The organism is Streptomyces sp. NPDC032940, from assembly GCF_040636935.1.
GTDB lineage: Bacteria > Actinomycetota > Actinomycetes > Streptomycetales > Streptomycetaceae > Streptomyces.
This window is the reverse complement of sequence record NZ_JBEZVJ010000002.1, coordinates 440,557-466,808: the sequence shown is the minus strand read 5'-3', so window position 1 is coordinate 466,808 and position 26,252 is coordinate 440,557. Positions and strand designations below refer to the sequence as shown.

Below are 26,252 nucleotides of genomic sequence, written 5' to 3'. Positions count from 1 at the left end.
GAGGCGGGGTGTGGTCAGGGACGGGAGCGGGCGTACTTGTCGGTCGCCGCCACCAGTGCGATGTCGCCGTCGGCTCCGGCGTCGTGTCCCGCCTCGTCGACGACCACCAGTTCGCTGTCCGGCCAGGCGTGGTGGAGCCGCCAGACGATGCCGAGGAGGTTGCCGAAGTCGAGGCTGCCCTGCACCAGGGTGCCGGGGATGCCCTTGAGCAGGTGCGCGTCCCGCAGGACCACGCCCTCGTCGTTGCCCTCGCCGAGGAAGTGGTCGTTGCCCCAGTAGTGCGTGACGGTACGGGCGAAGCCCAGGCGGAACACGGGGTCCCGGAAACGTTCGACCGAGCCCGGCGGCGCGGGGATGATCGCCGTCTCCCAGTCGGTCCAGGCCCGCGCGGCGCGCTCCCGGACGTCCGGGTCGGGGGACTCCAGGAGCCGGTTGTAGGCGGTGGCGAGATTGCCGCCGCGTTCGCCGGCGGGCAGCTCCGCGAGGAACCGCTCGTGGGCCTCCGGGAAGATGCCGCCCAAACCGCGGGTGAGCAGGTCCACTTCGGGGTTCGAGCCGGTCGCGACTCCGGTCAGCACGAGTTCGGAGACGACGCCGGGATGGGTCTGCGCGTACCGCAGGCCCAGGATCGACCCCCACGACACGCCCCACACCAGCCACCGCTCGATGCCCAGGTGGGCGCGCAGCCGTTCCAGGTCCGCCATGACGTGGGTGGTGGTGTTCACGCTCATGTCGGTGGTGTGGTCGCTCGCGGGCGGCACCGACCGTCCGGCGCCCCGCTGGTCGAGCAGCACGATCCGGTAGGCGTCCGGGTCGAAGTAGCGTCTGAGGCCGGGGGTCGCCCGGGACCCGGGCCCGCCGTGCAGCACCACCGCGGGCTTGCCGTGCGGGTTGCCGCAGGTCTCCCAGTAGATGCGGTTGCCGTCCCCCACGTCGAGCATGCCGTGGTCGTACGGTTCGATCTCCGGATACCTGCCCATCGTGCCCATCGGAGCACCGTAACGCCGGGCGCCCCGGCCGTTCATCTCCTTTGTCTTGTGGGCAGCCCCGCCGCCCCTGCCGCGGTGCGCAGTACGTCGCGGAGCATCTCGGGGGTGAGCCGGCCGGTGAAGGTGTTGCGCTGGCTCACGTGGAAGCAGCCGAAGAGGTCCAGGTCGGGGCCGTCGGGGGCGTGCAGCGTGACCTTGGCCCCGTGGGCGAAGGCGGGGCGGGGCCGGGGCACTGTCCAGCCAGCCCGGTCGAACGCGGGCAGCGCGGCCTGCCAGCCGAAGGCGCCGAGGACGACCACGGCGCGCAGCGTCGGCCGCAGCAGCTCCAGCTCCTGGACGAGCCAGGGGCGGCAGGTGTCGCGCTCCGTGGGCGTGGGCTTGTTGGCGGGCGGTGCGCAGTGCACCGGCGAGGTGACGCGCACGCCGCGCAGCTCCAGACCGTCGTCGGCGCAGACCGCGGTGGGCTGGGAGGCGAGGCCGACGTCGTAGAGCGCCTGGTACAGCACGTCGCCGGAGCGGTCGCCGGTGAACATCCGGCCGGTGCGGTTGCCGCCGTGGGCCGCGGGGGCGAGCCCGACGATCAGCAGGCGCGCGTCCTGAGGGCCGAAGCCGGGCACCGGGCGGCCCCAGTACGTCCAGTCGGCGAAGGCCGCCCGCTTCGTACGGGCCACCTCCTCCCGCCAGGCGACCAGCCGCGGGCAGGCCCGGCATCCCGCGATCCGCTGATCGAGTCCGGCGAGGCCACTGGTGTCCATGTCCCCCACCGTAAGACCCCGGGGCGCCCGGAACGCGGCTCGGCGACGGCCGTGGCCGGGCCGGCCGGCACGGGATCCGCCGCCGCCCTTCCCCTCCCCGCATATCCGTTCCCCCGTGCCAGGGCCGGGCGGCTAAGGTCGGGGCATGGCTTGCGAGCATCACGAAGGCAGGGACCGCGAGGCGACTGCCGTACCGGACTCCCCCGAGGCGAAGGCCGCCGGCCAGGCGCCGGATCCGAAGACCGCCGCCGCGATCGCCGCCGCCGAGGCCGCCGGGCCGCAGAACGGCGAGAGCGTCCGGGTCGACAGCTGGATCTGGGCCGTGCGCCTGATCAAGACCCGCTCCCTCGGCGCGACCGCCTGCCGTGGCGGCCACGTCCGGGTGAACGGCGAGCGCGTGAAGCCCGCGTACTCCCTGCGAGTCGGCGACGAGGTGCGCCTGCGGCACGAGGGCAGGGAGCGGATCGTCGTCGTGAAGCGGCTGATCCGCAAGCGCGTCGGGGCACCCGTCGCCGCCCAGTGCTACATCGACAACTCCCCGCCGCCTCCGCCCCGTGAGGCCGCCGCCCCGGCCGGCATCCGCGACCGCGGCGCCGGACGCCCGACCAAGCGGGACCGCCGCGAGCTGGAACGTCTGCGCGGCATGGAGGGAACGGGCCGCCCGGACAGCCACTGAACCGCCGGGCCACGGAGACGGGAGGGGTCCCTCCTCCCTCTCTAGCCCTGCCCCGTCGGGACCGCCCGCACCCATGTCCTGTCCTCGGTGAGATACCGGTCCACCCGCAGTCCCGCCTCCGCCAGCGCCTCCTCGAACTGTTCCCGGGTGAGCGGCCGGGCCCGGAAGGTCTGCGTCCAGACGGCGTCCGGGAACTCGTACTCCACGTGGACCGAATTGACGCCGTCCCCGACCGGGTCCGCCGAGACGATCCGGACGGTGAAGCCGCCGGGGTCCGTCCGCTCGCGCGGCACGTCGGTGTGGTAGTCCTCGCCCTCCCGCTGGATCAGTACACAGCCGCCCTCCGCGACATGCCGGGCGCAGGCGCCCAGCAGCCCTCGTCTCACCTCGGCGTCCCCGGTGTGGACGAGGAACGAGGCCAGCATCACCGCGTCGAACCTCTCGCCCAGGTCGAGGTGCTCGATCGGGCCGCATATCGTCCGGGCCCCCCGCACGTGCTCCAGCATCTCGGCGGACTCGTCGACCGCCGTGACGGCGAACCCGCGCTCCAGCAGCGGCCGGGTCACGCGGCCCACCCCGCTGCCCAGCTCCAGGATGTGCGCGCCCGCGGGCACGGCCGCGGCCACGATGTCGGGCTCGGGGCCGACGGGCAGCCGTGAGTAGAGCTCGACCGCGCAGCCGTCCGGGGTGATTGCTCCCGGTCCTGTCCCCTGGTGTCCCTCTCGCATTTTCAGCTCCATGCCAGCCCAACGGACCGCACTCGCACAGCCGTTCCTCCCCGTGCCCGGTTCACCCGACCGAGTGACCGTCCGGCGGTCGCCGCCCCGGCCGGGCGCATTGTCCTGCGCGGCGCCGCGGGAGTACGTTTTGTGACGGGAGTGGTCCTGGCCATGCGTACAGGCAGTGAACCGACGACCGCGCGCAGTGCCCTGCGGGCGCGGTTCTGGCTGTGCGTGTGGGGAGAGGTCTGGGCGATCTTCGGGACGGCCGTCTTCGCCCTCACCGGACGGCCCGGCTGGGCCGCGGCCTTCGGGGTGCTGTGGCTGGTCATCACGGTCGATCTGACCGTGGTGCTGCGGCACATCCGCCAGGGGCCGCACTACCAGCCCGGTCCGGACGTCCCGCCGTACCGCCCGCCGGAGCAGCGCATCCGGAACGGCCCGCCGCCCCGGCCTCCGGGGAGGCCGGGACCGCCGCCGGGCGGCCCGTAGCGCGGATCAGGAGTCGAACCGCGCCTGTTGCAGGTACTCCGGGTTCGGATCCAGGGCGGCCGCCAGCCGGAAGTGGCGTCTGGCCTGGTCGGGGCAGCCCCGGCGTTCGAAGGTGCGGGCCAGCGCGAAGTGCGCGAACGCGTTGTCCGGCTCGCGCTCCAGGACGATCGTGAACTCCAGCTCGGCCGGCCTGAGCTGCGCCGCCGCGAAGAAGGCGCGGGCGCGCAGCAGTCGCGCCGCGGTGCTCTCCGGATGCGCGGCGATGACCTGGTCCAGGAGCTTCACCGCGCCCCGCGGATCACGCGCGGCGAGCAGTTGCTCGGCGGCGCGGAAGTCGATGACGTCCGTCTCCGGAGTGCGTCCGTTCGAACCGCTGGTCTCGGGCACGGCAGAGTCCTTCCCTCGCTGGAAGGGATCAACGCCCGCGCGCAGGCGGCTATTCCGGGGCCGTACGGGCCCTGCGGGCCAGCTCCGCCCACACGTCCTTCACGCGCTGCCGCAGCTCTTCCAGCGGTACGTCGTTGTCGATGACGACGTCGGCGATCTCCCGGCGCTGTTCCCGGGTCGCCTGGGCGGCCATGCGCGCGCGGGCGTCCTGCTCGGTCATGCCGCGCAGCCGCACCAGCCGGTCGAGCTGGGTCGCCGGGTCGGCGTCGACGACGATCACGACGTCGTACAGCGGTGCCAGGCCGTTCTCGGTGAGGAGCGGGACGTCGTGGACGACGACGGCGTCCTCGGCGGCGGCCTGCTCGAGTTCGCGCGAGCGGGCGCCGACCAGGGGGTGCACGATCGCGTTGAGCGCGGCCAGCTTTGCCGGGTCGGCGAACACGATCGCGCCCAGCCTCGGCCGGTCCAGGCCGCCGTCGTCGGCGAGCACCTCCTCGCCGAAGGCTTCCACGACCGCGGCGAGCCCCGGGGTCCCGGGCTCGACGACCTCGCGCGCGATCCGGTCCGCGTCGACCAGTACGGCCCCGCACTCGACGAGCAGCCGTGACACCTCGCTCTTGCCGGCGCCGATCCCACCGGTCAGGCCCACTGTCAGCATGGGCGGAAGCTTAGGGCCTGCCGGTGTCGGCGCCTCGGACGGGGCGCCGACGGACGACGGCCGCCGGAGGTCAGCCCTCGCCCTCCCGCTCGGCCAGGAACCGTTCGAACTCGCGGCCGATCTCGTCCGCCGACGGGATCTCGACCGGCTCGGCGAGCATGTTGCCCCGCGTCTGGGCGCCTGCGGCGGCGTCGTACTGGTGCTCCAGGCCCTGGACGAGCGCGGTGAGCTCCTCGTCGCCCTCCTGGATCTGCCGCTCGATCTCGGTCTGGGTGCGGTGGGCCTCCGTGCGCAGGGAGTGCGCGACACCCGGCAGGACCAGTCCGGTCGCCGCCGTGATCGCCTCCAGGACGGTCAGCGCCGCGTCCGGGTAGGCCGACCGGGCGATGTAGTGCGGCACGTGCGCGGCGACGCCCAGCACCTCGTGGCCGGCCTGCATGAGCCGGTACTCGACGAGCGCCTCCGCGCTGCCGGGGACCTGCGCCTCCTCGAAGGGACTGCGATGGCCCGGGACGAGGTCGGTGCGGTTGCCGTGCGGGGTGATGCCGACGGGCCGGGTGTGCGGGACGCCCATGGGGATGCCGTGGAAGTTGACCGCGAGGCGGACGCCGAGGCGCTCGACGATCTGCGCCACGGCGGCGGCGAAACGCTCCCACTCCACGTCCGGCTCGGGGCCCGACAGCAGCAGGAACGGCGCGCCGGTGGCGTCCTGGACGAGGCGCACCTCGATGGTGGGCTCCTCGTACGCCGTCCAGGTGTCGCGCTTGAAGGTCAGCAGCGGGCGGCGGGCCCGGTAGTCCACGAGCCGGTCGTGATCGAAGCGGGCGACGACCTGGTGGGGCAGTGAGTCGAGCAGTTGGTCGACGATCTGGTCGCCGGTCTCGCCGGCGTCGATGTATCCGTCGAAGTGGTAGAGCATGACCAGCCCGGCCGACTCCTGGGCGAGTGCCGTGTCGACCACGGCCAGGCCCTTCGGCTCCCACGTGTACAAACCCTGCGGATCCAGCACGGTGACCGCTCCCCTCCTCGTGTCCGAACGTCATAACGCCGGTGCGCGGGCGGGCATTCCCGGAGCGGACCGCTGTGATCTTGAGCGGGTGTGATGGTGAGCGTCGCGGAAACGCCGAGGGGCCGTACCTCGAAAGGTACGGCCCCTCAGTGTCAACGGTCAGGCCTCAGCGGCCCGCGATCAGCTCTGGCCGCCGGCCAGCTTCTCGCGGAGCGCGGCGAGGGCCTCGTCCGACGCGAGGGCGCCGGAGTTGTCGCCGCCCTCGGAGGAGTACGAGCCGCCACCGGACGCGGCCGGAGCCGCACCCGCGGTGTCGCCACCCTCGGCAGCGGCCTTCTCGTCCGCCTCGCGGGACTTGATGACCTGCGCCTGGTGCTGCTCGAAGCGCTGCTGCGCCTCGGCGTACTGGGTCTCCCACGCCTCGCGCTGGGTCTCGTAGCCCTCGAGCCAGTCGTTGGTCTCGGGGTCGAAGCCCTCGGGGTAGATGTAGTTGCCCTGGTCGTCGTAGGACGCGGCCATGCCGTACAGGGTCGGGTCGAACTCGACCGCCGACGGGTCGGCACCGAAGGCCTCGTTGGCCTGCTTCAGCGAGAGGCTGATGCGGCGACGCTCGAGGTCGATGTCGATGACCTTGACGAAGATCTCGTCGTTGACCTGGACGACCTGCTCCGGGATCTCCACGTGGCGCTCGGCCAGCTCGGAGATGTGGACCAGACCCTCGATGCCCTCGTCCACGCGGACGAACGCACCGAACGGCACCAGCTTCGTGACCTTGCCGGGCACGACCTGGCCGATCTGGTGGGTGCGGGCGAACTGCTGCCACGGGTCTTCCTGGGTCGCCTTCAGCGACAGGGAGACACGCTCGCGGTCCATGTCGACGTCGAGGACCTCGACGGTGACCTCCTGGCCGACCTCGACAACCTCGGACGGGTGGTCGATGTGCTTCCAGGACAGCTCGGAGACGTGGACCAGACCGTCGACGCCACCCAGGTCCACGAAGGCACCGAAGTTGACGATCGAGGAGACGACGCCGGAACGGACCTGACCCTTCTGGAGGGTGGTGAGGAACGTCTGGCGCACCTCGGACTGGGTCTGCTCCAGCCAGGCGCGGCGGGACAGGACCACGTTGTTGCGGTTCTTGTCCAGCTCGATGATCTTCGCCTCGAGCTCCTTGCCCACGTAGGGCTGGAGGTCGCGGACGCGGCGCATCTCGACCAGGGAGGCCGGGAGGAAGCCGCGGAGGCCGATGTCGAGGATGAGACCACCCTTGACGACCTCGATGACGGTACCGGTAACGATGCCGTCCTCTTCCTTGATCTTCTCGATGGTGCCCCAGGCACGCTCGTACTGGGCGCGCTTCTTCGAGAGGATCAGGCGGCCTTCCTTGTCCTCCTTCTGGAGGACGAGGGCCTCGATCTCGTCACCGACGGCGACGACCTCGTTGGGGTCGACGTCGTGCTTGATCGAGAGCTCGCGGCTCGGGATGACACCTTCGGTCTTGTAACCGATGTCGAGCAGGACCTCGTCCCGGTCGACCTTCACGATGACGCCGTCGACGATGTCGCCGTCGTTGAAGTACTTGATCGTCTCGTCGATCGCGGCGAGGAAGGCTTCCTCGTTACCGATGTCGTTGACCGCAACCTGCGGGGTGGTGGCGGTGGTCTCGGTGCTGCTCGTCATGTGGGAAAGGGCTCCGGTACGGACATTGAAGTCGTAGGTACTGCTTACGCCGGGAGCCCGTTTCGCTCTGATGAAGCCGGACAGCCAAGTAAGCGTCACCGAAATCCAGTGGCGACGCCTCGAGAACCGAGGGGACATACAACAGATGCGAGCGCGACCTGCTACGTCTGAGGTGCGCAGGCCCGCAGCGCAACTTGTAGCATACGGGGGCGGCCGGGCATGGTCAATGCGCGAAGCCGCCCACCCGGGGCGGAACGCCGCATACCCGGCACAAGAGCCGTCTCCCGAGGCCGCACGGAACCCGTCCGTCCCGTGCCCGACGCCCGGGACTGCCTGGCCGGAAGAGCCGCAGACTAGTACGAGGGAGCCGGTCATCCAAGAGCCCGTAACGTCCGAAGCCGCAGAGACCGAACCCGAGGCCACCCGGCGTGCCGCCGGGGTCACGGAGAGCGCCCGCGCCAATCGCGGCTGGTGGGACCGGAACGCGGACGAGTACCAGATCGAGCACGGCACCTTCCTCGGCGACGACCGTTTCGTGTGGTGCCCCGAGGGCCTGGACGAGGTGGAGGCCGAGCTGCTCGGCCCGACGGAGGAGCTGAAGGGCAAGGACGTCCTGGAGATCGGCGCCGGTGCCGCCCAGTGCGCGCGCTGGCTGGCCGGCCAGGGCGCCCGCCCGGTGGCCCTGGACCTCTCCCACCGCCAGCTCCAGCACGCGCTGCGCATCGGCGGGTCGTTCCCGCTGGTCTGCGCCGACGCCGCCGTGCTGCCCTTCGCGGACGGCTCCTTCGACCTGGCGTGCTCGGCGTACGGGGCGCTGCCGTTCGTCGCCGATCCGCGGCTGGTGCTGCGGGAGGTGCGCCGGGTGCTGCGGCCCGGGGGCCGCTTCGTCTTCTCCGTCACGCATCCGCTGCGCTGGGCGTTCCCGGACGAGCCGGGCCCCGAGGGCCTGTCGGTGTCCGCCTCCTACTTCGACCGCACGCCGTACGTCGAGCAGGACGAGGAGGGCGTCGCGGTGTACGTCGAGCACCACAGGACGCTCGGCGACCGGGTCCGGGACGTCGTGACGTCGGGGTTCCGGCTGGTGGACCTGGTGGAGCCGGAGTGGCCGGACTGGAACACCTCGGAGTGGGGCGGCTGGTCCCCGCTGCGCGGGCATCTGATCCCCGGGACGGCGATCTTCGTGTGCGAGCGCGACTGACGGACCGCCGCCGGGCACGCGCGCGTGGAGGGCGCTTTCGCGGGCGTACGACACTGGGGTCGTGATCCGTTACGACGACCTGGACGCACTGCCCGTACGCGGTGCCCTGCCCGCACTGCACGACGCCCTGGAGGGACACGGCACCGCGGTGCTGGTCGCGCCGCCCGGCACCGGCAAGACGACGCTGGTGCCGCTCGCGCTGGCCGGTCTGCTCGGCGAGGGCCCCGCGCGGCGCGTGGTCGTGGCCGAACCCCGGCGGATCGCCGCGCGGGCGGCGGCCCGGCGGATGGCGTGGCTGCTGGGCGAGAAGCCCGGGGCGAGCGTCGGGTACACCGTGCGCGGCGAGCGGGTGGTCGGGCGGCACACACGCGTGGAGGTCGTCACGACCGGTGTGCTGTTGCAGCGGCTCCAGCGGGACCAGGAGCTGACCGGCGTCGACTCGGTGGTGCTGGACGAGTGCCACGAGCGGCATCTCGACGCGGACACCACGGCGGCGTTCCTGTGGGACGTGCGGCAGGCGCTGCGGCCGGAGCTGCGGCTGGTGGCCGCGTCGGCGACGACCGACGCGGAGGGCTGGGCCCGCCTGCTGGGCGGGGCGCCGGTCGTCGAGGCGCACGGCGTGTCGTACCCGGTGGAGGTGGTGTGGGCGCCGCCGGCCCGCCCCGTACGGCCGCCGCACGGGATGCGGGTCGATCCGGCGCTGCTCGCGCACGTGGCGTCGGTGGTGCGCCGCGCGCTGGCCGAGCAGAACGGGGACGTGCTGTGCTTCCTGCCGGGCGTGGGGGAGATCGCCCGCGTGGCGGGGCAGCTGTCCGGGCTCGGTGACGTGGACGTGCTCCAGGTGCACGGACGGGCGCCGGCCGCCGTGCAGGACGCGGTGCTGTCCCCCGGGTCACGGCGCCGGGTGGTGCTGGCGACGTCGGTGGCGGAGTCGTCGCTGACGGTGCCGGGAGTGCGGGTGGTGGTGGACGCGGGGGTGGCCCGGGAGCCGCGGGTGGACCACGGACGCGGGCTGAGCGCGCTGACGACGGTACGGGCGTCGCGGGCGGCGGCACGGCAGCGTGCCGGACGGGCGGGGCGTGAGGCGCCTGGCACGGTGTACCGCTGCTGGGCGGAGGCCGAGGACTCCAGGCTGCCGCGCTTCCCGTCGCCGGAGATCAAAGTGGCCGACCTGACGGCGTTCGCCCTCCAGGCGGCGTGCTGGGGCGACCCGGACGCGTCCGGGCTGGCGCTGCTGGACCCCCCGCCGGACGGAGCGATGGCCGCGGCGCGGTCGGTGCTGACCGCGGTGGGCGCGGTGGACGCGGCCGGGCGGGCCACGGAGCGGGGCGTACGGCTGTCGCGGCTGGGGGTGCATCCCCGCCTGGGGCGGGCCCTGCTCGACGCGGGCGCCTCCGGTGCGGTGGCCGAGGTGGTGGCGTTGCTCAGCGAGGAGCCGCCGCGGGAGTACGGCGACGACCTGGCGTCCGCGCTGCGGGCGGCCCGGCGCGGGGGCGACGCCTACGGGACACGCTGGCGGGCGGAGGTGCGCCGCCTGCGCTCCGCCGCGGGGCAGGCGGGCGCGCGGGGCGACGGGACGGACGGCATCGTGGCGGCCCACGAGGCGTCTGCCGGCGATGCGGAGGACGGGGTGGCCGGGCTCGTGGCCGCGCTGGCGTTTCCCGAGCGGGTGGCCAGGAAGGACGGCGGTTCGTATCTGATGGCGTCCGGGACGCGGGCGGAGCTGCCGGAGGGGTCCGAGCTGCGCGGGGCTCCCTGGATCGCCGTGGCCGTGGCCGACCGGCCGGTGGGCAAGGGGCACGCGCGCGTGCGGCTGGGCGCCGTCGTCGACGAGGCCACGGCGCGGCGCGCGGCCGGCGCCCTGCTGACCGAGCGGGACGAGGTGCACTGGGCCGACGGCGACGTGGTGGCGCGGCGGGTCGAGCGGCTCGGGGCCGTCGAACTGTCGGTGGGCCCTCCGGCCGACGCCGCCCCCGGTCTCGTACGCGACGCACTGCTGGAGGGACTGCGGCGAGAGGGGCTCGGGCTGTTGCGCTGGCCGGACGGGGCGCGGACGCTGCGGCAGCGGCTCGCGTTCCTGCGGCTGCACGTGGGCGAGCCCTGGCCGGACGTCTGCGACGACGCGCTCCACGCGCGCGTGGACGAGTGGCTGGAGCCGGAACTCGGACGGGCCCGGCGGCGGGCCGACCTGGCGCGGATCGACGCGGGGCAGGCACTGGCGCGGTTGCTGCCCTGGGCGTCGGGTGAGGCGGCGCGGCTGGACGAACTCGCCCCGGAGCGGATCACCGTGCCCAGCGGCTCCAGGATCCGGATCGACTACGGCGATCCCGCGCGGCCCGTGCTCGCGGTGAAGGTGCAGGAGATGTTCGGGCTGGAGCGGTCGCCCGAGATCGCCGGGGTGCCGCTGCTCGTGCACCTCCTGTCCCCCGCCGGCCGGCCGGCGGCGGTCACGGCCGACCTGGCCTCCTTCTGGCGGGACGGCTACAAGGGCGTGCGGGCGGAGCTGCGCGGCCGGTATCCGAAGCATCCGTGGCCCGAGGACCCGGCCACGGCGGAGCCGACGCGGCACACGAAGGCGCGGCTCGGGCGGGAGTCCGCCTCCGGTTCGTGACCCTCCCGCCGTCGCACGGAAAGACGGCACACGGCACCCGGCACACGGCGCGGGGCGCGGGGGCGTCCCGCCGCCGCAGCGGTGGGACGCCCCCGGTGTCCGGTCCGGCGGATGTCTACGCGGAGGGCTCGGTCGACGGTTCGGCGGAAGGGCTCGGCGAGGCCTCCGGCGACGACCCGGTGGACGGCTCCGGAGACGGCTCCGGAGACGGCTCCGGCTCGGCCTCCGCCACCTTCAGCTGGACGTCGAGGGTGGCGCCGCCCGCGGTGGTCAGGCGCAGCACGAACGTGCCGGCGGTGCCGTCCGCGTAGAGCTTCGGCAGCGTCAGCAGGCCCTTGGCGTCGGTCGGCAGGCCCGTCAGGGTGCGGACGGCCCTGCCGTCGGCGTCCTTGAAGTAGGGGCCCTTGTCGTTCTCGGCCGGGTCGGTCGCCGACGTGATGAGCGTGGCGGTGACGGCGACCTTGTCCGCGACGGCGCCCTTGTACGTCGCCTTCACCTCGACCCGGTTCGCGAACTCGCCGCCCACGGTGCAAGTGAGCGCCGCGTCACCGGTGCGCGCGAGGGTGTCGGCGGCGCGCTCGGTGACCGTGGCCCGGTGGTCGAGACCGGCGACCGTGCGGCCGACGACGGTGGCCCGGACGGTGAACGCCCCGGTCTTCTCGCCCGCCTGGAGTGCGGGCGCCGTGGCCACGCCACCGCTGCCGGTGACGACGGTGGCGACGTTCTCCCCGCCGGCGAAGGTGGCGTCGGTGTCCCCGAGGATCGTGAAGCGGATGCGGACCTTGGTGACGGCCTCCCCCTTCTCCGTCTCCGCCCGGACGCCGATCCTCTCGGCGAACGTGTCGCCCGCCATGGCGGTGACGCCGGAGGCCCCCGCGTTCTCCAGGTGGTCCACCGTGTCGGTGGGGGTCGGCGGCGTGGTGGGCGGCGTGGTGGGCGGCGGCGTCGGGGTGGGGTTCGGTGAACCGGTGCCGGGCGGCGTGGGCTTGGCGGAGCCGTTCGAGCCGCCCGGGGACGGCGTCGACGTGCCCGGTGTCGACGGCACGGTGGACCGGCCCGGGGTGCCGCCGACGCCCGGCGACGGGCTCGGTCCGGTCACGCCGGAGCCGTCGTCGCTGCGGTCCACCGGCAGCGCGCCGGTGCCGTCCGGGACCTCGTGGGTGCCCTTGCGGTAGTACTCCAGCCAGGTCAGGACCGTGTGCAGGTACTCCTGCGAGTTGTTGTAGCTGAGGATCGCCCGGTTGAGGTCGGCCTGGACGGACAGGTCCCAGCCGTTGCGGCACAGGTAGTGGCCGGCGGCGAGGGCGGCGTCGTAGACGTTGTTGGGGTCCTTCTTGCCGTCGCCGTTGCCGTCGCGGCCCGCCCAGGCCCAGGTGGACGGGATGAACTGCATGGGGCCGACGGCGTTGTCGTAGGCGCTGTTGCCGTCGTAGACGCCGTCGTCGGTGTCCTTGATGAGCGCGAAGCCGTTGCCGTCGAGCTGCGGGCCGATGATGCGGCTGGTGGTGGTGCCGTTCGCGTCGACACGGCCGCCGCTTGCGTGACCGGACTCCACTCTGCCGATGGCGGCGAGGAGTTGCCACGGGACGTTGCAGCCGGGCTTGGCCCGGCGCAGCTCCGACTCGGCCTTCTTGTAGGCGTCGAGGACGGTCGCCGGGATGCCCGCCTCGGCGGGGCCCCGGGAGACGGGGGTGCCGACGGTGGGTGCGGGGCTCGGGCTGTTGAGCGGCGGCAGGTCCGTGTAGTACGGCGAGTTGCCGGTGGCGCTGTCGCCGGAGGGCGCGGAGGGCGAGGGCGTGCTGTCGGCGGTGGTCCGTCTGCCGTTGCCGTCCGCCGTCACGTCGGGAGCCTGGGACGCGGACAGGGCCGCGACCGCGACCGCCGCGACGGTGGTGGTGACCGCAGCCTTGCGGAGCCTCCTGTCGAACTGCGCCGCCATAGAGTGACCCCTCCCGTGGACGCCCGCGCGTCCGTCTCCGTCGTCCGTCTGCCTTCGGCTGTGGTGCTCGCGCCGTACCCGCCCCTGTTGTGACGATCGGCCCGAGCCGAGGGTTGCGCCGCAACTTTCCGAGCCCGACGGCCGTCTGTTCGATCAGTACGGCGCCGCAGGCGACCCTACGACAACTTGCTTTGCGTGGGCACCCGTTCGTGCCCGATATTCACCAGTTGGCCATATGAGGAGCGGCGTTGCCTTTCACCCTCAGTCATGCGGCGGCCGTGCTGCCGGCGGTGCGCGGCGACGGCTCCGGGCGGGGGCGTCTGGTGCCGGCGGTGCTGGTCGCGGGGTCGTTCTCGCCCGACATGACCTATTACGCGGCGAGTCTGGTGTCCGGGGCGATGGAGTTCGGGGACGTGACGCACTCGTTCGCCGGGGTCTTCTCGGTCGACGTGCTCGTCGCCTGGGCGTTGGTGGGGCTGTGGTTGCTGGTCCGTGAGCCCTTGGTGGCCTTGCTGCCACGGGCCCGGCAGGGGCGCGTCGCCGCCCTGCTGCGCTGCGGGGCGCCACGGGCGCGCGTACGGCCGTCCCTGGTCGCGTGGTGGTACGTGTCGGCGGTGCTGGGTGCGCTGACGCACGTGGTGTGGGACGCGTTCACGCATCTCGACCGGTGGGGGATGCGGGTGTTCCCCGTGCTGGGGCGGGAGGTCGCGGGCTCCCCGTTGTACTGGTACGCGCAGTACGGCGGTTCGGCGGTGGCCGCGGTGGTGATCGCCGTGTTCGTGGCGCGGGCGCTCGGCCGGCCCGCCCCGGCCGGGCCGCTGGGGGTTCCCGTGCTGTCGGCGCGGGACCGTTGGCGGGCCGGGGCGGTGCTCGGCGGCTGTGTGCTGGCCGGGGTGGTGCAGCGTACGACCCGGTGGTGGGACCACTGGGGGTCGGTGGCGAAGCCCTGGGAGGTCGTCCCGACCGTGTGTTTCGGGGCGGGGGCGGGGCTGGTGCCGGGGCTGCTGCTGTGCGCCGTGGCGATCAGGGCGTGGCGTCCGGCCCCGGGCCCGGGAAGCCCGGGAGGCGTCGGTACGGAGCCGGGCCGCCGGGTCGCGCGCTGAGGGTGTCGGCGGTCGCGACGAACACGGTGAACGTATGGGCGGGGCGTGACTGCGGCAGCAGGGTGAGGGCGAGCGTGAGGTAGCCGCGCGCCAGGTCGGCCCACAGCCGCCAGGCGGGCGTCTCGCGGGGAGTCGCGGCGGCCGGGTCCCGGCGGTCGAGTCTGCGGCGGAGGTCCGCCGCGGTGCGGCGCAGGGCCGTCGCGAGGGTGGTGGGGGTGCGGCCGGTACTTGCGCCCGGTGCGAAGACCGGGACGGGGAGGAGTGGCACGCGGGCGGGTCGGTCTGTGCTTGCCCGTGCCGGTGTCGTCCGGTGGTGGAGCATGCGTATACCCATGCCCGCATCCTCAGGGGAGACGGGGCGCGGGGGCTTTTCCGCGGGGGCCACCTGAGTGACGGGCCCTCCGGGGGCCGGCGGGGCGACGGGCGGACGCCCGGCCGGCCACCGACGGCGCCGAGGCGCCGGGGCGGTGCGACGGCACCGGGCCGCCGGGGCGGATGCCGACTGCACCGGGCCGCCGGGGCGGGGGCGCCGGGTGCCGGATCGCCGAAGGCGAAGGCGCGGGGCCGACGGCGCGGGGGTGACGGCCTCAGGCCGCCAGTGGACTGCCGGCCCGCCACCACAAGGGTCCCGCACCGCGGTGGCCCGGCAGCGCGGCGTCCGCCGCGGCTCCGGGCCCCGCTGCCCCGCTGCACCGCTGGACCGCTGGACCGCTGGACCGCTGGACCGCCGCCGGAGGCTAGTGCGCTGCCGATTCCCAGTTCGAGCCCGAGCCCACCGAGACGCCCAGGGGGACCCTGAGGTCGACGGCGCTCGCCATTTCGCGGCGGACCAGTTCCTCCGCGGTGGCGCGCTCGCCCGGGGCGATCTCCAGGACGATTTCGTCGTGGACCTGGAGCAGCATGCGGGACGCGAGACCGGCCTCGCGCAGCGCCTTGTCCACATTGAGCATGGCGATCTTGACGATGTCGGCCGCCGTGCCCTGGATCGGCGCGTTCAACGCCATCCGCTCGGCCGCCTCGCGGCGCTGGCGGTTGTCGCTGTTGAGGTCGGGCAGATAGCGGCGGCGACCGAAGAGCGTGGCCGTGTAACCGGTGGCCCTGGCCTCGTCGACGACCCGGCGCAGATAGTCCCGGACCCCGCCGAACCGCTCGAAGTAGGCGTCCATCAGACCCCGGGCCTCGGCCGCCTCGATGTTCAGCTGCTGGGAGAGGCCGAAGGCCGACAGGCCGTACGCCAGGCCGTAGGACATGGCCTTGATCTTGCGGCGCATCTCCGCGTCCACCGCGGACTGCTCGACGGAGAACACCTGCGCGGCGGCCGTGGTGTGCAGGTCCTCGCCGGAGGTGAACGCCTCGATCAGGCCCGCGTCCTCGGACAGGTGGGCCATCACGCGCAGTTCGATCTGGCTGTAGTCCGCGGTCATCAGGGACTCGAAGCCCTCTCCGACGACGAAGCCGCGGCGGATCGCCCGGCCCTCGTCGGTGCGGACCGGGATGTTCTGCAGATTCGGGTCGGTCGAGGAGAGGCGGCCCGTCGCGGCGACCGTCTGGTTGAACGTGGTGTGGATGCGGCCGTCCGCGGCGATCGTCTTGATCAGTCCCTCGACGGTGACGCGCAGCTTGGCCTGCTCACGGTGCCGGAGCATGATCACCGGCAGCTCGTTCTCCGTCTGCGTCGCCAGCCAGGCCAGGGCGTCGGCGTCCGTCGTGTAGCCGGTCTTCGTCTTCTTCGTCTTGGGCAGGTTCAGCTCGCCGAAGAGGACTTCCTGGAGCTGCTTGGGCGAGCCCAGGTTGAACTCGCGTCCGGCCGCCGCGTGGGCCTCCTTCACGGCCTGCTGGACCGCGCCCGCGAACATCTGCTCCATGGCCTGGAGGTGTTCCCGGTCGGCCGCGATGCCGTGCCGCTCCATGCGGGCCAGCAGCTCGGACGTCGGCAGTTCCATGTCGCGCAGCAGATCCGCGGCGCCGACCTCCTCCAGGCGGCTTGTGAAGACCTCGCCCAGGTCGAGGATGGCGCGGGCCTGCACCATGAGCGCCTCGGCCTCGGCGGCCTCGTCCGCGCCGAAGGCCAGCTGTCCGTCGGCCGCGGCGGCGGGGGCCAGCTCGCGGTGCAGATACTCCAGGGAGAGCGCGTCCAGGTCGAAGGAGCGGCGGCCGGGCTTGACCAGGTACGCGGCGAGCGCGGTGTCCATGCCCACGCCGGCGACGCGCCAGCCGTGCTCGGCGAAGACGCGCATGGCGCCCTTGGCGTTGTGGAAGACCTTCGGCCGGTCCGGGTCGGCGAGCCAGGCCGTGAACGCCGCCTCGTCGGCCTCGTCGGTCTCCGTCGGGTCGAACCACGCGGCCTTGCCGTCGGACGCGGCGAGCGCGACCTCGGCGACCGAGCCGGTGCCCAGCGCCCAGGTGTCGACCGTGGCGACGCCGAGGGGCTGGTCGCCGTGCTCGGCGAGCCAGCCGGCCACCTCGCCCGTGCCCAGCACCGTGCCGTCCAGCTCCACGCCGTCCGCCACGACCGGCGTCGCCTCGGCCTCCTCGGCCCCGGGGTCGACGGCGAACAGACGCTCGCGCAGGGACGGGTTGCGGATCTCCAGGGTGTCCAGGATCATCGCGACGCCCTTGCGGTCGTACGCCGGCCGCTCCAGGTCGGTGACCGTCTTCGGCAGCGCGACCCGCCGCTCCAGCTCGGTGAGCCGGCGGTTGAGCTTCACGGACTCCAGGTGGTCGCGCAGATTCTGCCCGGCCTTGCCCTTGACCTCGTCGACGCGCTCGACCAGCTCCGCGAAGGACCCGAACTGGTTGATCCACTTCGCGGCCGTCTTCTCGCCGACGCCGGGGATGCCCGGCAGGTTGTCCGACGGGTCGCCGCGCAGGGCCGCGAAGTCGGGGTACTGGGCGGGCGTCAGCCCGTACTTCTCGACGACCTTCTCCGGGGTGAACCGGGTGAGCTCGGAGACGCCCTTGGTCGGATACAGCACCGTGGTGTGCTCGCTGACCAGCTGGAACGAGTCCCGGTCGCCGGTGACGATGAGCACCTCGAAGCCCTCGGCCTCGGCCTGCGTGGCGAGCGTGGCGATGACGTCGTCCGCCTCGAAGCCCTCGACGGCGAAGCGGGTCACGTGCATCGCGTCGAGCAGCTCGCCGATCAGCTCGACCTGGCCCTTGAACTCGTCCGGGGTCTTGGAGCGGTTCGCCTTGTACTCCGTGAACTCCTCGGAGCGCCAGGTCTTGCGGGAGACGTCGAACGCCACCGCGAAGTGCGTGGGCGCCTCGTCACGCAGCGTGTTGGCCAGCATCGACGCGAAACCGTAGATCGCGTTGGTCGGCTGGCCCGTCGCGGTCGTGAAGTTCTCCGCGGGCAGCGCGAAGAACGCGCGGTACGCCAGCGAGTGCCCGTCCATGAGCATCAGGCGCGGGCGGCTGCCGCCGGGTGTGCTGTCGGTCTTCTTCGATGCTGTCTCTGCCACGCCCCCGATCCTGCCACGTGGCACTGACAGCCGGTCCCGTCGTCACCGTCGCCACGCTCCCGTCGTCACCGTCGGCACGGTCCTGTCATGGGCGTCGGTACGGGTCCGGCGCGTACCCGGCCAGAGGTCCAGCGCGTACCCGGCCAGAGGTCCAGCGCGTACCCGGCCAGAGGTCCGGCGCATTACCCGGGCACGGCTCCAGCGCGTACCCGGCCAGAGGTCCGGCGCATACCCGGCCAGGGGTCCGGCGCATACCCGGCCAGGGGTCCGGCGCATACCCGGCCAGGGGTCCGGCGCGTACCCGTTCGGGCCTCGCCCGCGGGACGCGCCCGCCCGGCCCGTCCCCTCCATCGCCGCAACCACCGCTCGCGGACTGCCGGTCGCCCGCCCTGTCTCGCTGTCACAGGGGCGTGCGAGGATCGGAGACATACCTCACACCTGCATGCGAAGGAGCGCGCGATGGCCACGAAGCCGCCCAAGGGTGATCCGGTTCAGGACGCGCCGCAGGTCACCGGGCCCCGGCACGCGGCGGCGGGCATGACGGCGATCGGTCACTCCCTGCGTGTCGCGCAGCGGCAGATGGGTGTGCGGCGGACGGCGCTGACGCTGCTGAGCGTCAACCAGAAGGACGGCTTCGACTGCCCGGGCTGCGCCTGGCCGGAGCCGGACCACCGGCACGCGGCGGAGTTCTGCGAGAACGGCGCGAAGGCCGTGGCCGAGGAGGCCACCCTGCGCCGGGTCACCCCGGAGTTCTTCGCCGCCCACTCCGTGGCCGACCTCGCGACCCGCAGCGGCTACTGGCTCGGCCAGCAGGGCCGGCTCACGCATCCCGTGTATCTCCCGGAGGGCGGCGAGCACTACGAGCCGGTCACCTGGGAGCGGGCCTTCGACATCGTCGCGGAGGAGATCGCCGCCCTGGACTCGCCCGACGAGGCCGTCTTCTACACCTCGGGGCGCACCAGCAACGAGGCGGCGTTCCTCTACCAGCTCTTCGCGCGCGAGCTGGGCACCAACAACCTGCCGGACTGCTCCAACATGTGCCACGAGTCGTCCGGTTCGGCCCTGTCGGAGACGATCGGCATCGGCAAGGGCAGCGTCCTGCTGGATGACCTGTACAAGTCGGACCTGATCATCGTGGCCGGCCAGAACCCGGGCACCAACCACCCGCGCATGCTCTCGGCCCTGGAGAAGGCCAAGGCGAACGGGGCGAAGATCATCAGCGTCAATCCGCTGCCCGAGGCGGGCCTGGAGCGCTTCAAGAATCCGCAGACGCCGAAGGGGCTCACCACCGGCGCCGCGCTCACCGACCTCTTCCTCCAGATCCGCCTCGGCGGCGACCAGGCCCTCTTCCGGCTCCTCAACAAGCTGATCCTGGAGACCGAGGGCGCGGTCGACGAGGCGTTCGTGCGGGAACACACGCACGGCTTCGAGGAGTTCGCCGAGGCGGCGCGGGCCGCCGGCTGGGACGAGACGCTCGCGGCGACGGGGCTCACGCGCGCGGAGATCGAGGAGACGCTGCGTCTGGTCCTCGCCTCGCGGCGCACCATCGTGTGCTGGGCGATGGGCCTGACCCAGCACAAGCACTCGGTGCCCACCATCCGCGAGGTGGTGAACTTCCTCCTGCTGCGCGGCAACATCGGCCGCCCGGGCGCGGGTGTCTGCCCGGTGCGCGGCCACTCCAACGTGCAGGGCGACCGCACGATGGGCATCTTCGAACGCCCCGCGCCCGCGTTCCTGGACGCCCTGGAGAAGGAGTTCGGCTTCGCCCCGCCCCGCGAACACGGCTACGACGTCGTACGGGCCATCCGCGCGCTGCGCGACGGCGAGGCGAAGGTCTTCTTCGCCATGGGCGGCAACTTCGTCTCGGCCTCTCCCGACACGGAGGTCACCGAGGCGGCGATGCGCAGCGCCCGCCTCACCGTGCACGTGTCGACGAAACTGAACCGCTCGCACGCCGTCACGGGGGCACGAGCCCTGATCCTGCCGACGCTGGGCCGTACCGAGCGCGATCTCCAGGAGGGCGGCGAGCAGTTCGTCACCGTCGAGGACTCGATGGGCTTGGTGCACGCCTCACGCGGACGCCTCGAGCCCGCGAGCCGGCATCTGCTGTCCGAGCCGGCCATCGTGTGCCGGCTGGCGCGCCGGGTGCTCGGCGAGGACAGCAGGGTGCCCTGGGAGGAGTTCGAGAAGGACTACGCGACGATCCGCGACCGCATCGCCCGGGTGATCCCCGGGTTCGAGGATTTCAACGCGCGCGTGGCGCGGCCGGGCGGCTTCGCCCTCCCCCACGCGCCGCGCGACGAGCGCCGCTTCCCGACGGCCACCGGCAAGGCCAACTTCACCGCCGCGCCCGTCGAGTACCCCGAGCTGCCCGAGGGCCGGCTGCTGCTGCAGACGTTGCGCTCGCACGACCAGTACAACACCACGATCTACGGCCTGGACGACCGCTACCGCGGCATCAGGAACGGCCGCCGGGTGGTCCTCGTCCACCCCGAGGACGCCGAGAGGCTGAAGGTACGGGACGGCTCGTACGTCGACCTCGTCGGCGAGTGGGCGGACGGCGTGGAGCGCCGGGCGCCGGGCTTCCGCGTCGTGCACTACCCGACGGCCCGGGGCTGTGCCGCGGCCTACTACCCGGAGACCAACGTCCTGGTGCCGCTGGACGCCACCGCGGACACCAGCAACACCCCGGCCAGCAAGTCGGTCGTCGTGCGTCTGGAACAATCGACGACCGACTGAGCGTTCGCTCAGGCGCGCCGACAGGCGGATCGACCCGACGGATCGCAATGAACGGAGCCAGGCCCATGGGCGAGCAGCAGCAGGTGCAGTTCCCGCAGGAGATCATCGACGAGTACGCCGCCCTGGGCATCGACCTCCCCGTACTGTTCTCCGCGGGCCACCTGGGGGAGCGGATGGGCGTCCGGATCCTGGAGGCGGCGCCGGAGCGGGTCGTCGGCACCATGCCGGTGGAGGGCAACACCCAGCCGTACGGGCTGCTGCACGGCGGCGCCTCGGCGGTGCTGGCCGAGACGCTGGGGTCGGTGGGCTCGATGCTCCACGGCGGCCACTCCAAGATCGCCGTCGGTGTCGACCTGAACTGCACCCACCACCGCGGGGTCCGCTCCGGCCTGGTGACCGGCGTGGCCACGCCCGTGCACCGGGGCCGGTCGACGGCGACGTACGAGATCGTGATCACCGACGAGCAGGAGCGGCGGGTGTGCACCGCCCGCCTGACCTGCCTGCTGCGCGACGCTGCCCCCGGCAGCGCCGTCCAGGCGGGCACGGCGGGCTGAACCCCCGGCGACGGCGTCATTGCCCCCGCCGTCCCCGCGCCTTAGCGTCGGGGCATGGAGCGGGGAGGAGTCCCTCGGCCGGATGCCGCCACGGGCGGCGTCCGGCGTGACGCCACGGTCGCCGTGCGGCCCGTATGCCCGGGTCGAGTCGTCGGCGCCATGCGTGACGTGACCGGCCGTCAGGCTTCAGCCCGGCGCGCCGGAAGCCACTGCGGCGCCGGCAAGGGCCGACGGCCGTGAGCGGCACCGGGCCCGTCGAGCCGGGCGAGGGCACCCACGCATGGGCACCCCCGCAATCCCGCCACCCCGCCCGGCGTCCCGGACGCCTGCGCCGGCACCTGGACCCGCGTCACGAGCGCCGCCGCCGGGCGGTCCACGCGGCGGTCGCGGCCCTCGTCGTCCTGGCGGGCGGCGTCTGGCTGTACGCCGGCCGCCCGCGGGAGCACCCCGCTCCCCCGCCGCCACCCCCGCCCTTCCCCTCGCAGGCGGTCGACCTCGTCTATCTGGACCCGGTGGCCGCCCCCGGCAACGCCCCGACCAGCGATTTCAGCTTCGCGGTGCTGTTGAGCGTGCACTCCGGACCACCCGTCACGGTGACCCGGGTGGCCCAGCCCTACGCCGGACTTTCGGCGACCTCGACCCCCGCGGCACCTTTCCAGACAAAGTCGCATTCCGCCCTCAAGATCATCGTCACTCTGCGGGTGACGGAATGCGAAAAAGCACCACGGAACCCCGGACTCCCTTTCCTGGATGTAACGCTGCGTAATACGCGCGCAATAGAGGAGCACAGTTTCATCCTCGGCCCGCGCTATGCGCAGCACCTCTCCGAGGCCCTCCAGGTCGCCTGTGGCAACGATTCCCGGTAATCACCAAAACGCCTTACACGCCTGAACCCGCCGGGCCGGTCCTGCGGGTTCTCACCATGTGGACAGAGCAAATCGGCCTGAATTCCGCCCTTCTTCCCCGCCAGCACCGCTCTGCATTACCGCGTGTCATAACAAGAGCGTCACAGCATGAGTCAGACCCTCCTCCACGTTCCCCACACACGCTTAGAGTCACGGCCAGTCACCGCGCCGTCGGATTGTCACTTCGGCCCAGCGCTCGACTCGGCCGTCTCCACGGGGAAACGGCTGTGCCAGGGAAAGGACTGATCGTGCGTCAACGTTCGCTCATCGCCATCACCGCCGCTCTGGCGGCGGGAGCGCTCACCCTCACCGCCTGCGGTTCGCGCGACGACGACGGCGGCTCCGACTCCGGGAACGGCGGCAGCGGTGGCGGCACCACCGTCGTCATCGGTGTCGACGCCCCGCTGACCGGCGACCTGTCCGCGCTCGGGCTCGGTATCAAGAACTCGGTGGACCTCGCGGCCAAGACCGCCAACAAGCAGAAGACCGTCGAGGGCATCACCTTCAAGGTCGAGGCCCTCGACGACCAGGGCCAGCCCTCCGTGGGCCAGCAGAACGCGACCAAGTTCGTCGCCGACAAGGACGTCCTCGGCGTCGTCGGCCCGCTGAACTCCTCCGTCGGCGAGTCGATGCAGAAGGTCTTCGACACGGCCAAGCTGGTCGAGGTCTCCCCGGCCAACACCAACCCGTCGCTCACCCAGGGCGTGGACTGGCAGACCAAGAAGGTCCGGACCTACAAGTCGTACTTCCGCACCGCGACCACGGACGCCGTCCAGGGCCCGTTCGCCGCGCAGTACGTCTACAACGACTCCAAGAAGAAGAAGGTCTTCGTCATCGACGACAAGAAGACCTACGGCGCCGGCCTCGCCGGCACCTTCACCGAGGAGTTCAAGCAGCTCGGCGGCCAGGTGGTCGGCACCGAGCACATCAACCCGGACACCAAGGACTTCAACGCGGTCGCCACCAAGGTCAAGAACTCCGGCGCCGACGTCGTCTACTACGGCGGCGAATACCCGCAGGCCGGTCCGCTGAGCAAGCAGATCAAGGAAGCCGGCGCCAAGATCCCGGTGGTCGGCGGTGACGGCATCTACAGCGCCGACTTCATCAAGCTCGCCGGCGCCAGCGGCACCGGTGACCTCGCGACCTCCGTCGGCGCCCCGGTCGAGGAACTCCCCTCCGCCAAGGAGTTCGTCGCCAACTACAAGGCCGAGGGTTACAAGGAGGCCTACGAGGCCTACGGCGGCTACTCCTACGACTCCGCCTGGGCGATCATCGAGGCCGTCAAGAAGGTCGTCGCCGACAACGGCGGAAAGCTCCCCGACGACGCCCGCGCCAAGGTCGTGGACGCCATGCAGAACGTCTCCTTCGACGGTGTGACCGGCAAGGTCTCCTTCGACGAGTTCGGTGACGCCACCAACAAGCAGCTCACCGTGTACGCCGTCGAGAACGGTGCGTGGAAGGCCGTGAAGTCCGGCACCTACACCGGCTGACCCACCCCGCACCACACCACTGCCCACGAGCCGCGCGGGGCGCTGTTCCACAGGCGCCCCGCGCGGACTCGCATCCGGGCCACATCCGTCGAACATCCGAAAGTCTCGGAGGACATGCGGTGAACGAACTGCCGCAGCAGCTGGTCAACGGCCTGCTACTGGGATCCATGTACGGGCTGATCGCCATCGGCTACACAATGGTCTACGGCATTGTCCAGCTCATCAACTTCGCCCACGGTGAGATCTTCATGGTCGGCGCCTTCGGGGCGCTCACGGTCCACCTGTACATCCTGCCCGACGGCACCAGCATGTGGATCGCGCTGCCGCTGATGCTGATCGGCGCCATGGTGGTCTCCGTCGCCGTCGCGATCGGGGCGGAACGGTTCGCCTACCGCCCGCTGCGCGGCGCTCCCCGCCTCGCGCCGCTGATCACCGCCATCGGCCTCTCCCTCGCCCTCCAGCAGGCGGTGTGGGCGCTGTACCCGAACGCCAAGTCGAAGCTCCCCTTCCCGCAGATCGAGGGCGGCCCCTTCCACATCGGCAGCGCCACCATCCAGACCGGCGACATCTTCCTGCTCATCGCCGCTCCCGTCAGCATGGCGATCCTCGCCTTCTTCGTGATGCGCACCCGCACCGGCCGGGGCATGCAGGCGACCGCGCAGGACCCGGACACGGCCAAGCTGATGGGCATCAACACGGACCGCATCATCGTGGTCGCGTTCGCCCTCGGCGCCGTCTTCGCCGCCGTCGGAGCCGTCGCCAACGGCCTCAAGTACGGCCAGATCGACTTCAAGATGGGCTTCATCCTCGGTCTGAAGGCCTTCACCGCGGCGGTGCTGGGCGGTATCGGCAACATCTACGGCGCCATGATCGGCGGCGTCGTCCTCGGCGTCGCCGAGACCCTGGCCACCGCCTACATCGCCGACATCCCCGGCCTGGACAAGTTCGGCAGCCAGTCCTGGGCCGACGTCTGGGCGTTCATCCTCCTCATCCTCGTGCTGCTGTTCAGGCCGCAGGGCCTGCTCGGCGAACGCGTTGCGGACAGGGCGTGACACCGATGACCACACAGACCACCGCTTCGAAGACCCCGGACACCCCCACCACGGGTGCGCCCGCCGGCCTCATCGGGATACCCCCGCACGTCGGACGTGCCCTCGCCACCGGCGGCGGCGTCCTCAGCGTCCTGTCCACCTTCCTCGCCTGGACCTGGACCGCCGCCTTCCCCGGCGACCTCACCGTCTACGGCTACCCGGGCGGCCTCCAGGTCCTGGTGCTGATCGGCGGCGCCCTCACCGCCCTCCTCGGCCTCGCCTCGTACGGCGTCAAGGGCCTGGGCTGGCTCGCCCCCGCGGGCGCCGACGCGGCCGTCAAGCTCGCCGCGCTCGCGACCTTCGTCACCGCCTGGTACACGGTCATCGCGATCAGCGCGCAGCTCGGCGGCGTGGTGAACCTGGAGCCCGGCGGCTACGTCGTCGCGGCCGCCACCCTGATCGCGCTGCTCGGCTCGCTCGCCCTGCCGTTCGAGCGCCCCGCACCGGACCCGATCGACCCGGACGACACCGGCTGGGAGCAGTTCAAGCACTCCGCCGCCCAGAACTGGCAGACCGTCAGGGCCGCCTTCGCCTCCGGCGCCCCGCGCCCGGTGCGCGCGCTGCCCTCGTACGCCGAGATCCTGATCATCGTCGCCGTCCTCGCCGTCGCCCTGCTCGTGTTCACGTACGGCATCGGCACCGAGTACGACGAGCTGTTCGTCGGCTTCCTGATCATGTCCGGTCTCGGTTTCGCGGCGCTCAACAAGTCGGGCCTGATCGCCCACGTCACACAGATCACCGCCCGGCACCAGAACATCACCGTCTGCGGCGCCTTCGTCGCGGCGGCCTGCTTCCCCTTCACCCAGACCGACGACCAGTACGCCACTCTCGGCGTCTACATCCTCATCTTCGCCACGGTCGCCCTGGGCCTGAACATCGTCGTCGGCCTCGCCGGCCTGCTCGACCTCGGCTACGTCGCCTTCCTCGGCGTCGGCGCCTACGCGGCCGCGCTGGTCTCCGGCTCGCCCAGCTCGCCCTTCGGCGTGCACTTCCCCTTCTGGGCGGCCGTGCTCGTCGGTGCCGTCGCCTCCCTGGTCTTCGGCGTCCTCATCGGCGCCCCGACCCTGCGGCTGCGCGGCGACTACCTCGCCATCGTCACCCTGGGCTTCGGTGAGATCTTCCGGATCGCGGCCAACAACACGGACGGCACCTCGGGCCCGGACCTCACCAACGGCTCCAACGGCGTCTCGTCCATCCCGGACCTGAAGATCCTCGGCTGGGACCTCGGCGTCCAGCACGACATCGCCGGCTTCACCATCGGCCGGTTCGCCAACTACTTCTTCCTGATGCTCCTCATCACGGCCGTCGTCGTCCTCGTCTTCCGGCGCAGCGGCGACTCCCGCATCGGCCGCGCCTGGGTCGCCATCCGCGAGGACGAGACCGCCGCGCTCGCCATGGGCATCAACGGCTTCCGCGTCAAGCTCGTCGCGTTCGCCGTCGGCGCCACCCTCGCCGGCCTCGCGGGCACCGTGCAGGCGCACGTCACCTACACCGTCACCCCCGAGCAGTACCTCTTCGCCGGCACCACCCCGCCCAACTCCGCCTTCCTGCTCGCCGCGGTCGTGCTCGGCGGCATGGGCACCATCGCCGGTCCGCTCATCGGCGCCGCACTGCTCTTCCTGATTCCCAACAAGCTCCAGTTCCTCGGCGACTACCAGCTCCTCGCCTTCGGACTCGCACTCGTGCTGCTGATGCGCTTCCGCCCCGAGGGCCTCATCCCCAACCGGCGCCGCCAGCTGGAGTTCCACGAAGAGGCCGACGCGCCCACAGTCCTGAGCAAGACAGGGGCCTGA

General features: G+C 72.3%; 21 protein-coding genes. 11 read left to right on the top strand and 10 right to left on the bottom strand.

From position 1 onward, the window contains the following. Positions 1-14: 14 nt before the first annotated feature. On the bottom strand, positions 15-980 hold the full coding sequence (gene pip, locus AB0E77_RS04705) for a prolyl aminopeptidase (protein WP_361565625.1): 966 nt from the start codon (positions 978-980) through the stop codon (positions 15-17). Between the two features lie 41 nt (positions 981-1,021). After that, on the bottom strand, positions 1,022-1,744 hold the full coding sequence (locus AB0E77_RS04700) for a uracil-DNA glycosylase (RefSeq protein ID WP_361565475.1): 723 nt from the start codon (positions 1,742-1,744) through the stop codon (positions 1,022-1,024). A gap of 145 nt (positions 1,745-1,889) precedes the next feature. Between AB0E77_RS04700 and AB0E77_RS04695 the strand changes: the two genes are divergently transcribed. After that, positions 1,890-2,420 (top strand): RNA-binding S4 domain-containing protein, encoded by a 531-nt coding sequence (locus tag AB0E77_RS04695; protein ID WP_361565472.1) that lies wholly within the window; start codon positions 1,890-1,892, stop codon positions 2,418-2,420. A gap of 41 nt (positions 2,421-2,461) precedes the next feature. Here the strand turns inward: AB0E77_RS04695 and AB0E77_RS04690 are convergent, their stop codons facing one another. Continuing rightward, positions 2,462-3,148, bottom strand: a complete 687-nt coding sequence (locus AB0E77_RS04690; RefSeq protein ID WP_361565470.1) for a class I SAM-dependent methyltransferase — start codon at positions 3,146-3,148, stop codon at positions 2,462-2,464. A gap of 162 nt (positions 3,149-3,310) precedes the next feature. On the opposite strand from AB0E77_RS04690, the gene AB0E77_RS04685 reads away from it, so the two are divergent. Next, the gene (locus AB0E77_RS04685) at positions 3,311-3,631 is read left to right on the top strand and encodes a DUF6343 family protein (protein ID WP_361565467.1); all 321 of its coding nucleotides are present in this window, start codon (positions 3,311-3,313) and stop codon (positions 3,629-3,631) included. A gap of 6 nt (positions 3,632-3,637) precedes the next feature. Here the strand turns inward: AB0E77_RS04685 and AB0E77_RS04680 are convergent, their stop codons facing one another. The 4 genes from AB0E77_RS04680 to rpsA all read right to left on the bottom strand — a co-directional run bounded on the left by AB0E77_RS04680 (position 3,638) and on the right by rpsA (position 7,365). After that, positions 3,638-4,018, bottom strand: coding sequence for a tetratricopeptide repeat protein (locus AB0E77_RS04680; RefSeq protein WP_361565464.1), 381 nt, complete (start codon positions 4,016-4,018; stop codon positions 3,638-3,640). Positions 4,019-4,067: 49 nt separating this feature from the next. Continuing rightward, the gene (gene coaE, locus AB0E77_RS04675; protein WP_361565461.1) at positions 4,068-4,676 is read right to left on the bottom strand and encodes a dephospho-CoA kinase; all 609 of its coding nucleotides are present in this window, start codon (positions 4,674-4,676) and stop codon (positions 4,068-4,070) included. A 70-nt stretch (positions 4,677-4,746) separates the two neighbouring features. Beyond that, positions 4,747-5,685: a PAC2 family protein gene (locus tag AB0E77_RS04670; protein WP_361565459.1), complete on the bottom strand. Its 939-nt coding sequence runs from the start codon at positions 5,683-5,685 to the stop codon at positions 4,747-4,749. A 180-nt stretch (positions 5,686-5,865) separates the two neighbouring features. Continuing rightward, positions 5,866-7,365, bottom strand: a complete 1,500-nt coding sequence (gene rpsA / locus AB0E77_RS04665) for a 30S ribosomal protein S1 (RefSeq protein ID WP_225634200.1) — start codon at positions 7,363-7,365, stop codon at positions 5,866-5,868. A gap of 226 nt (positions 7,366-7,591) precedes the next feature. Between rpsA and AB0E77_RS04660 the strand changes: the two genes are divergently transcribed. Both AB0E77_RS04660 and hrpB read left to right on the top strand, forming a co-directional pair. Further along, positions 7,592-8,563 (top strand): class I SAM-dependent methyltransferase, encoded by a 972-nt coding sequence (locus tag AB0E77_RS04660; protein WP_361565457.1) that lies wholly within the window; start codon positions 7,592-7,594, stop codon positions 8,561-8,563. Positions 8,564-8,624: 61 nt separating this feature from the next. Next, positions 8,625-11,174 carry an ATP-dependent helicase HrpB gene (hrpB, locus tag AB0E77_RS04655; protein WP_361565455.1) on the top strand — a complete coding sequence of 850 codons (2,550 nt, stop codon included), beginning with the start codon at positions 8,625-8,627 and terminating at the stop codon, positions 11,172-11,174. 115 nt (positions 11,175-11,289) lie between these two features. Here hrpB and AB0E77_RS04650 read toward each other — a convergent pair whose 3' ends face one another. After that, the gene (locus AB0E77_RS04650) at positions 11,290-13,113 is read right to left on the bottom strand and encodes a lytic transglycosylase domain-containing protein (RefSeq protein ID WP_361565453.1); all 1,824 of its coding nucleotides are present in this window, start codon (positions 13,111-13,113) and stop codon (positions 11,290-11,292) included. 248 nt (positions 13,114-13,361) lie between these two features. Here AB0E77_RS04650 and AB0E77_RS04645 point away from each other — a divergent pair, with 248 nt between their 5' ends. Continuing rightward, positions 13,362-14,216, top strand: a complete 855-nt coding sequence (locus tag AB0E77_RS04645) for a DUF4184 family protein (protein WP_361565450.1) — start codon at positions 13,362-13,364, stop codon at positions 14,214-14,216. Here AB0E77_RS04645 and AB0E77_RS04640 read toward each other — a convergent pair. Together AB0E77_RS04640 and polA are read right to left on the bottom strand one after the other, a co-directional pair. Then, positions 14,137-14,550, bottom strand: a complete 414-nt coding sequence (locus AB0E77_RS04640; protein ID WP_361565448.1) for a hypothetical protein — start codon at positions 14,548-14,550, stop codon at positions 14,137-14,139. The two genes, AB0E77_RS04645 and AB0E77_RS04640, sit on opposite strands and share 80 nt — an antisense overlap. 403 nt (positions 14,551-14,953) lie before the next feature. Further along, the gene (gene polA, locus AB0E77_RS04635) at positions 14,954-17,680 is read right to left on the bottom strand and encodes a DNA polymerase I (RefSeq protein WP_361565445.1); all 2,727 of its coding nucleotides are present in this window, start codon (positions 17,678-17,680) and stop codon (positions 14,954-14,956) included. Between the two features lie 459 nt (positions 17,681-18,139). Here polA and AB0E77_RS04630 point away from each other — a divergent pair, with 459 nt between their 5' ends. The 6 genes from AB0E77_RS04630 (at position 18,140) to AB0E77_RS04605 (ending at position 26,252) form a co-directional block, all read left to right on the top strand. Then, positions 18,140-20,419 (top strand): FdhF/YdeP family oxidoreductase, encoded by a 2,280-nt coding sequence (locus AB0E77_RS04630; protein ID WP_361565443.1) that lies wholly within the window; start codon positions 18,140-18,142, stop codon positions 20,417-20,419. A gap of 65 nt (positions 20,420-20,484) precedes the next feature. Next, a complete protein-coding gene (locus tag AB0E77_RS04625) occupies positions 20,485-20,973 on the top strand; it encodes a hotdog fold thioesterase (RefSeq protein ID WP_361565441.1) in 489 nt (162 codons plus the stop codon). 236 nt (positions 20,974-21,209) lie between these two features. After that, complete coding sequence (locus tag AB0E77_RS04620; protein WP_361565438.1) at positions 21,210-21,839, top strand: Tat pathway signal sequence domain protein; 630 nt, start codon at positions 21,210-21,212, stop codon at positions 21,837-21,839. Between the two features lie 287 nt (positions 21,840-22,126). After that, positions 22,127-23,368 carry a branched-chain amino acid ABC transporter substrate-binding protein gene (locus AB0E77_RS04615; protein WP_361565435.1) on the top strand — a complete coding sequence of 414 codons (1,242 nt, stop codon included), beginning with the start codon at positions 22,127-22,129 and terminating at the stop codon, positions 23,366-23,368. Positions 23,369-23,487: 119 nt separating this feature from the next. Continuing rightward, positions 23,488-24,420: a branched-chain amino acid ABC transporter permease gene (locus tag AB0E77_RS04610; RefSeq protein ID WP_361565432.1), complete on the top strand. Its 933-nt coding sequence runs from the start codon at positions 23,488-23,490 to the stop codon at positions 24,418-24,420. 5 nt (positions 24,421-24,425) lie between these two features. Then, positions 24,426-26,252, top strand: a complete 1,827-nt coding sequence (locus tag AB0E77_RS04605; protein ID WP_361565429.1) for a branched-chain amino acid ABC transporter permease — start codon at positions 24,426-24,428, stop codon at positions 26,250-26,252.

What these genes read in the sequence shown, in the direction of transcription:
- pip (WP_361565625.1), bottom strand. Translation starts at nt 980, where the DNA reads ATGGGCAGGTATCCGGAGATCGAACCGTACGACCACGGCATGCTCGAC.
- AB0E77_RS04700 (WP_361565475.1), bottom strand. Translation starts at nt 1,744, where the DNA reads ATGGACACCAGTGGCCTCGCCGGACTCGATCAGCGGATCGCGGGATGC.
- AB0E77_RS04695 (WP_361565472.1), top strand. Translation starts at nt 1,890, where the DNA reads ATGGCTTGCGAGCATCACGAAGGCAGGGACCGCGAGGCGACTGCCGTA.
- AB0E77_RS04690 (WP_361565470.1), bottom strand. Translation starts at nt 3,148, where the DNA reads ATGCGAGAGGGACACCAGGGGACAGGACCGGGAGCAATCACCCCGGAC.
- AB0E77_RS04685 (WP_361565467.1), top strand. Translation starts at nt 3,311, where the DNA reads ATGCGTACAGGCAGTGAACCGACGACCGCGCGCAGTGCCCTGCGGGCG.
- coaE (WP_361565461.1), bottom strand. Translation starts at nt 4,676, where the DNA reads ATGCTGACAGTGGGCCTGACCGGTGGGATCGGCGCCGGCAAGAGCGAG.
- rpsA (WP_225634200.1), bottom strand. Translation starts at nt 7,365, where the DNA reads ATGACGAGCAGCACCGAGACCACCGCCACCACCCCGCAGGTTGCGGTC.
- AB0E77_RS04660 (WP_361565457.1), top strand. Translation starts at nt 7,592, where the DNA reads ATGCGCGAAGCCGCCCACCCGGGGCGGAACGCCGCATACCCGGCACAA.
- AB0E77_RS04650 (WP_361565453.1), bottom strand. Translation starts at nt 13,113, where the DNA reads ATGGCGGCGCAGTTCGACAGGAGGCTCCGCAAGGCTGCGGTCACCACC.
- AB0E77_RS04640 (WP_361565448.1), bottom strand. Translation starts at nt 14,550, where the DNA reads ATGGGTATACGCATGCTCCACCACCGGACGACACCGGCACGGGCAAGC.
- AB0E77_RS04630 (WP_361565443.1), top strand. Translation starts at nt 18,140, where the DNA reads ATGGCCACGAAGCCGCCCAAGGGTGATCCGGTTCAGGACGCGCCGCAG.
- AB0E77_RS04625 (WP_361565441.1), top strand. Translation starts at nt 20,485, where the DNA reads ATGGGCGAGCAGCAGCAGGTGCAGTTCCCGCAGGAGATCATCGACGAG.
- AB0E77_RS04605 (WP_361565429.1), top strand. Translation starts at nt 24,426, where the DNA reads ATGACCACACAGACCACCGCTTCGAAGACCCCGGACACCCCCACCACG.